The organism is Streptomyces sp. NPDC002156, from assembly GCF_053593675.1.
In genome coordinates this window covers 25,417-31,536 of the sequence record NZ_JBSFDA010000123.1, presented here as the reverse complement: position 1 = coordinate 31,536, position 6,120 = coordinate 25,417, and the positions used below count along the sequence as shown (strand labels likewise).

Below are 6,120 nucleotides of genomic sequence, written 5' to 3'. Positions count from 1 at the left end.
GCTGACAAACCAGCCCGTCCGGCGTTTGAGGACGAGCGCGTTCAGCGCGATAGGGGGGTCTGGGGGCGCAGCCCCCAGGGATGGGAACGGGTAGGGGCGGCGGGGGCGAAACAAAACCGTCCAGGTGTGAACCCGCCACCCCCGTTGCACCATGGCTCCATGCTGCTCACCCGGCTGGCCCACGTCTCCCAGGAGGTGGCCGCCACCTCCGCCCGCACCCGCAAGATCGCCCTGCTCGCCGAACTCTTCCGGGACGCCGCCCCCGACGACGTCCCCCTCGTCATCCCCTACCTCGCGGGACGCCTCCCACAGGGACGCCTGGGCATCGGCTGGAAAGTGCTGGACCAGCAAATCCCCGGCGCCCCCGAACCCTCCCTCACCGTCCAAGACGTCGACGCCCGCCTCACCACCATCGGCACCGTCACCGGCCCCGGCTCCCAGGCCGAACGCAAACGCCTGGTGGGCGAACTGCTGGCCGCGGCCACCACGGACGAACAGCGCTTCCTGTTCGGGCTGATCACCGGCGAGGTACGCCAGGGCGCCCTGGACGCCGTCGCCGTGGAAGGGCTGGCGGTAGCCACCGAGGCACCGCCCGCGAACGTACGCCGGGCCGTGATGCTCGCGGGCGCGATCCAGCCCGTAGCCCAAGCCCTGCTCGCCGAAGGACCACCAGCCCTCTCCCGCTTCCGCCTCACCGTAGGCCGCCCCGTCCAGCCGATGCTCGCGCACACCGCCACCTCGATCGCAGAAGCCGTCGAGAAGCTCGGTGCCTGTGCCGTCGAGGAGAAACTGGACGGCATCCGCGTCCAGGTCCACCGCGACGGCGACGACATCCGCCTCTACACCCGCACCCTCGACGACATCACCGACAGACTCCCCGAAGTGACCGCCGCCGCACGGACGTTGAGGGACGAGCGGTTCATCCTGGACGGTGAGGTCATCGCCCTCGACGCCGCCGGACGACCCCGCTCCTTCCAGGAGACCGCCGGCCGCGTCGGCTCACGCGTGGACGTGACGACGGCGGCCCGGGAGACCCCCGTCTCCCCCGTCTTCTTCGACGCGCTCTCGATCGACGACCACGACCTCCTCGACCTTCCCTTCGCCGAACGGCACACCGCACTGGCCCGCCTCGTCCCCGAGCCGATGCGCGTGCGGCGCCTGCTCACAGGCGGCCCGGCAGACACCCCGGCCGCCGAGAAGTTCCTGGCCGACACCCTCGCGCGCGGCCATGAGGGCGTCGTGGCCAAAGCCCTCGACGCCCCCTACAGCGCGGGCCGGCGCGGTGCCGCCTGGCTGAAGGTGAAGCCCGTCCACACACTCGACCTGGTCGTCCTGGCCGCCGAGTGGGGCCATGGCCGTCGTACCGGCAAGCTCTCGAACCTCCACCTCGGCGCCCGCAACCCCGACGGGACCTTCGCCATGCTCGGCAAGACCTTCAAGGGCATGACCGACGCGATGCTGACCTGGCAGACCGAGCGGCTGCAGGAGCTTGCGGTCTCGGACGACGGCTGGGTGGTGACCGTACGGCCGGAACTGGTCGTCGAGATCGCGTACGACGGTCTCCAGCGGTCCACCCGCTACCCGGCCGGCGTCACCCTCCGCTTCGCCCGTGTGGTCCGCTACCGCGAGGACAAGACCCCGGCCGAGGCCGACACCGTACAGACCCTGCTGGCCGCGCACCCGGAGGCGACAAAGTGACAGCGAAGGCGCAGGCCAACGGGAAGCGCAGCGCCGGACTGTTGCTGTTCCGGCGGGCCGCGCCCGACGCGGCGCCGGAGGTGCTGCTCGGGCACATGGGCGGGCCCTTCTTCGCCCGGCGCGACGCCGGGGCCTGGACGATCCCCAAGGGTGAGTACGTGGACGGGGAGACCGCATGGGACGCCGCCCGCCGCGAGTTCGAGGAGGAGCTGGGGCTGGCGCCGCCGGAGGGCGAGGCCGTGCCGCTGGGTGACGTACGGCAGGCAGGTGGGAAGGTCGTCACGGCGTGGGCGATCGAGGCCGATCTCGATCCGGCCGCTGTCGTACCGGGCACCTTCCGGATGGAGTGGCCGAGGGGCTCCGGGCGGGAGCAGGAGTTTCCCGAGCTGGACCGGGTCCGGTGGTTCACGCTGGAGCAGGCGCGGGCCGTGATCGTGTCGGCCCAGGCCGGGTTTCTGGACCGGCTGACGGAGCACTCGGGGCGTTGAGAGACCGTGCTGGTGGTCGGCGTACACGTTGCGGGGGCCATCGGCGCGCGGGAAGGTCGAAGGACAGCCCTCAGGCAGGAGACCAGCATGCCCATCGCGACGGTGAATCCGGCGAACGGCGAAACGATCAAGACGTACGAGGCCATGGGCGGCGAGGAGATCGAGCGCAGGCTCGCGACCGCCGAGGCCGCCTTCCACACGTACCGCACGACCGGCTTCGCCGAGCGCGCCCGGCTGCTGCACCGGGCCGCCGACCTGCTCGACGAGGACCGGGACGACATCGCCCGCACGATGACGGTCGAGATGGGCAAGCCGGTCACGCAGGCCCGCGCGGAGGCCGCGAAGTGTGCGAAGGCGATGCGCTGGTACGCCGACCACGCCGAGGAGCTCCTCGCCGACGAGGAGCCCGCCGCGGCCGACGTCAAGGACTCCGGCGGCTCCCGGGCCCTGGTCCGTTACCGTCCGCTCGGCCCGGTGCTCGCGGTGATGCCGTGGAACTTCCCGCTCTGGCAGGTGATCCGCTTCGCGGCGCCGGCGCTGATGGCGGGCAACGTGGGCCTGCTCAAGCACGCCTCGAACGTGCCGCAGACGGCCCTCTACCTGGAGGACCTGTTCCGCCGGGCGGGCTTCCCGGAGGGCTGCTTCCAGACCCTGCTGATCGGTTCGGGTGCGGTGGAGAAGATCCTTCGTGACCCCCGTGTTCGGGCGGCCACCCTCACCGGGAGCGAGCCCGCCGGGCGTGCGGTTGCGGCCGTCGCCGGGGACGAGGTCAAGAAGACGGTGCTGGAACTGGGCGGCAGCGATCCGTACATCGTCCTGGCGTCCGCCGATGTCGACCGGGCCGCGCAGGTCGCCGTGACTGCGCGTGTGCAGAACAACGGTCAGTCGTGCATCGCCGCCAAGCGGTTCATCGTGCACACGGACGTCTTCGACGCGTTCGCGGAACGCTTCTCGACGGCCATGGCCGCGCTGAAGGTCGGCGATCCGCTGGCCGAGGACACGCAGGTCGGCCCGCTCGCGAGCGAGCAGGGACGCGATGAACTGGAGTCCCTGGTCGACGAGGCCGTCGAGAGCGGCGCGACGGTTCTGTGCGGCGGCGAACGCCCCGAGGGCCTCACGGACCACGGCTGGTACTACGCGCCGACCATCCTCGCCGACATCACGACCGAGATGCGCATTCACCGGGAGGAGACGTTCGGCCCGGTCGCGACGCTCTACCGCGCGGCCGATCTGGAGGAGGCGTTGGCGATCGCCAACGACACACCTTTCGGGCTGAGTTCGAATGTCTGGACCCGCGACGAGGCCGAGGTGGACCGTCTCGTACGGGATCTTGACGCGGGCGGTGTGTTCGTCAACGGGATGACCGCGTCCCACCCGGCGTTCCCGTTCGGCGGGGCGAAGCGGTCCGGGTACGGGCGTGAACTGTCGGGACACGGAATCCGCGAGTTCTGCAACATCACCACGGTATGGCACGGAGCGTGAGCGTTCCGCGGCTACGATCCCCCCTGTGAACCGCGAAGTGACTCTGCCTCTGATCGTCGACGACCGCGGCACGTTGCAGGTGGCCGCCTCCGACGTCAGCAAACTGCTGCGCACGGTCGGAGGTCGCTGGCTGCATCTCGTGGAGGCGGGCCAGGACAACCTCGACGAGGACACGGTGGCCGCCCTGACGATCGAACTGGCCAAGCTGGCCGACCGGATCGACGTGGCCTGCATCGCCCACAGCAGCGGCGGCACTCCCGGGTAGGGGCTGCGGTGACCGACCTGCTTTTAGGGGCGCGGGGAACTGCGCGACAAGCCCCCACGCACCCGCACCCGACGCACTACCGAATCGGCATCCCCGACAAGGTCCGAGCAATCACCAACCGCTGAATCTCACTCGTACCCTCGAAGATCGTGTAGATCGCCGCATCCCGATGCATCCGCTCGACGGGATACTCCCGCGTGTACCCGTTCCCCCCGAGTATCTGAATCGCCTGCCCAGTAACCTTCTTCGCCGTCTCACTCGCGAACAGCTTCGACATCGACCCCTCCGCCGCCGTGAACGGCTTCCCGCTGATCGCCATCCACGACGCCCGCCACGTCAGCAGCCGCGCCGCGTCGATGGACGTACGCATGTCGGCGAGCTGGAAGGCGACCCCCTGGTTGTCGATGATCGGGCGCCCGAACTGCTCCCGGGTCTTCGCGTAGTCGAGGGCGACCTCGTACGCGGCCCGAGCGGTGCCCACCGCCATCGCGGCCACGGCGGGACGACTCGCCTCGAACGTCGCCATCGCCGCGTTCTTCACGCGCTCACCGCCCGACTTCGCCCGCTCACGGGCCCGCGCGAGGCGCTCGTCGAGCTTCTGCTTGCCGCCGAGGAGGCAGGAGCCGGGGATGCGGACGTTCTCCAGGACGACCTCGGCGGTGTGCGAGGCGCGGATGCCGTGCTTCTTGAACTTCTGGCCCTGGGACAGGCCGGGGGTGCCCGGCGGGACGATGAAGGAGGCGTGGCCCTTGGAGCCCAGCTCGGCGTCGACGACGGCCACGACGACGTGGACGTTGGCGATGCCGCCGTTGGTCGCCCAGGTCTTCGTGCCGTTGAGGACCCACTCGTCCTTGGCCTCGTCGTACACGGCACGGGTGCGCATGGAGGCGACGTCGGAGCCGGCGTCGGGCTCGGAGGAGCAGAAGGCCGCGACCTTGACGTCGCCCGCGTCGCCGTACATCTGCGGGATCCAGGTGCCGATCTGCTCCTCGGTGCCGTTGGCGAGGACGCCCACGGCGGCGAGGCCGGTGCCCACGATGGAGAGGGCGATGCCCGCGTCGCCCCAGAAGAGTTCCTCCATGGCCATCGGGATGCCGAGGCCGGTGGGGTCGAAGTACTGCTGGGCGTAGAAGTCGAGCGAGTAGATGCCGACCTTCGCGGCCTCCTGGATCACCGGCCAGGGAGTCTCCTCGCGCTCGTCCCATTCGGCGGCGGCGGGCCGGATCACATCGGCGGCGAACCCGTGGAGCCAGTCGCGAACCTCCTTCTGTTCGTCGTTGAGCTCCATGGTGAATTCGGCCATGACCCCTCCAGTGCTGCACTAGCATGTTACCTGCGGTAACTGGAGTCTGTTACCCGTCGGTAGGAAAAGTCAACTCCCGGACCACGGTCGGCAGCCCGTTCGATGGGCATGGACCGATGAGTGTTAGTTTGCGCAGGCGTCACCGATATCAGCACGGGGTGGGGAGAGACCATGGAATCCACGCAGCAGACCGATCAGCAGCGGTCGGCCGACCGCCGTCGGCGCGAGCTGCTGGAGGCCGCGGACCGGGTGGTGCTGCGCGACGGCCCCGGCGCCTCGATGAACGCCATCGCCGCCGAGGCGGGCATCACCAAGCCCATTCTCTACCGGCACTTCGGCGACAAGGGCGGACTCTACGCCGCCCTGGCCAAGCGGCACACCGATGCCCTGCTCAACTCGCTGCGGGCCGCGCTGGATGCTCCGGCGGAGCGGCGCGAGCGGGTTGAGGCCACGTTGGACACCTATCTCGCGGCGATCGAGGCGCGGCCTCAGGTGTACCGGTTCCTGATGCACCCCGCGGACGGGGTGTCACCCGGCGATCCTGGGTTCGACGTGGGGAAGCAGGCGTTGCCGTTGCTGCGGTTGATGGGTGAGGAGTTGGCCCAGGTGATCGAGGATCGGCTGGATCTTGGTCCTGGGAGTCAGCAGTTGGCTCGGGTGTGGGGGCACGGGATAGTCGGGATGATGCATGCGGCGGGGGACTGGTGGTTGGGGGAACGGCCGTGTTCTCGGGCTGAGTTGGTGCGGAGTTTGGCTGATTTGTTGTGGGGGCGGCTCGCTGCCGCTGGGGATCGCGTGGGGGGTCCGGGGTTCTGAGGGTTGTGTGTCGGGTGCGGGCCCGGTGGGGGCTTGTCGCGCAGTTCTCCGCGCCCCTCAAAGACGGT

6 protein-coding genes are annotated in these 6,120 nt (G+C 69.9%); 5 read left to right on the top strand and 1 reads right to left on the bottom strand.

Annotation, left to right across the window (positions count from 1 at the left end; genetic code table 11):
- Positions 1-159 precede the first annotated feature (159 nt).
- The 4 genes from ACWCRB_RS35475 (at position 160) to ACWCRB_RS35460 (ending at position 3,933) form a co-directional block, all read left to right on the top strand.
- On the top strand, positions 160-1,698 hold the full coding sequence (locus tag ACWCRB_RS35475) for an ATP-dependent DNA ligase (protein WP_450999979.1): 1,539 nt from the start codon (positions 160-162) through the stop codon (positions 1,696-1,698).
- Positions 1,695-2,186, top strand: a complete 492-nt coding sequence (locus ACWCRB_RS35470) for an NUDIX domain-containing protein (protein ID WP_450999978.1) — start codon at positions 1,695-1,697, stop codon at positions 2,184-2,186. Before ACWCRB_RS35475 ends, ACWCRB_RS35470 begins: the two co-directional genes overlap by 4 nt.
- 87 nt (positions 2,187-2,273) lie before the next feature.
- Positions 2,274-3,668, top strand: coding sequence for an NADP-dependent succinic semialdehyde dehydrogenase (locus tag ACWCRB_RS35465; protein ID WP_450999977.1), 1,395 nt, complete (start codon positions 2,274-2,276; stop codon positions 3,666-3,668).
- Between the two features lie 25 nt (positions 3,669-3,693).
- The gene (locus ACWCRB_RS35460) at positions 3,694-3,933 is read left to right on the top strand and encodes a DUF6213 family protein (protein ID WP_450999976.1); all 240 of its coding nucleotides are present in this window, start codon (positions 3,694-3,696) and stop codon (positions 3,931-3,933) included.
- A gap of 76 nt (positions 3,934-4,009) precedes the next feature.
- On the opposite strand, the gene ACWCRB_RS35455 is transcribed toward ACWCRB_RS35460, so the two are convergent.
- Positions 4,010-5,236: an acyl-CoA dehydrogenase family protein gene (locus tag ACWCRB_RS35455; RefSeq protein WP_450999975.1), complete on the bottom strand. Its 1,227-nt coding sequence runs from the start codon at positions 5,234-5,236 to the stop codon at positions 4,010-4,012.
- 171 nt (positions 5,237-5,407) lie between these two features.
- On the opposite strand from ACWCRB_RS35455, the gene ACWCRB_RS35450 reads away from it, so the two are divergent.
- Complete coding sequence (locus ACWCRB_RS35450) at positions 5,408-6,052, top strand: TetR family transcriptional regulator (protein ID WP_450999974.1); 645 nt, start codon at positions 5,408-5,410, stop codon at positions 6,050-6,052.
- The last annotated feature ends 68 nt before the right edge of the window (positions 6,053-6,120 follow it).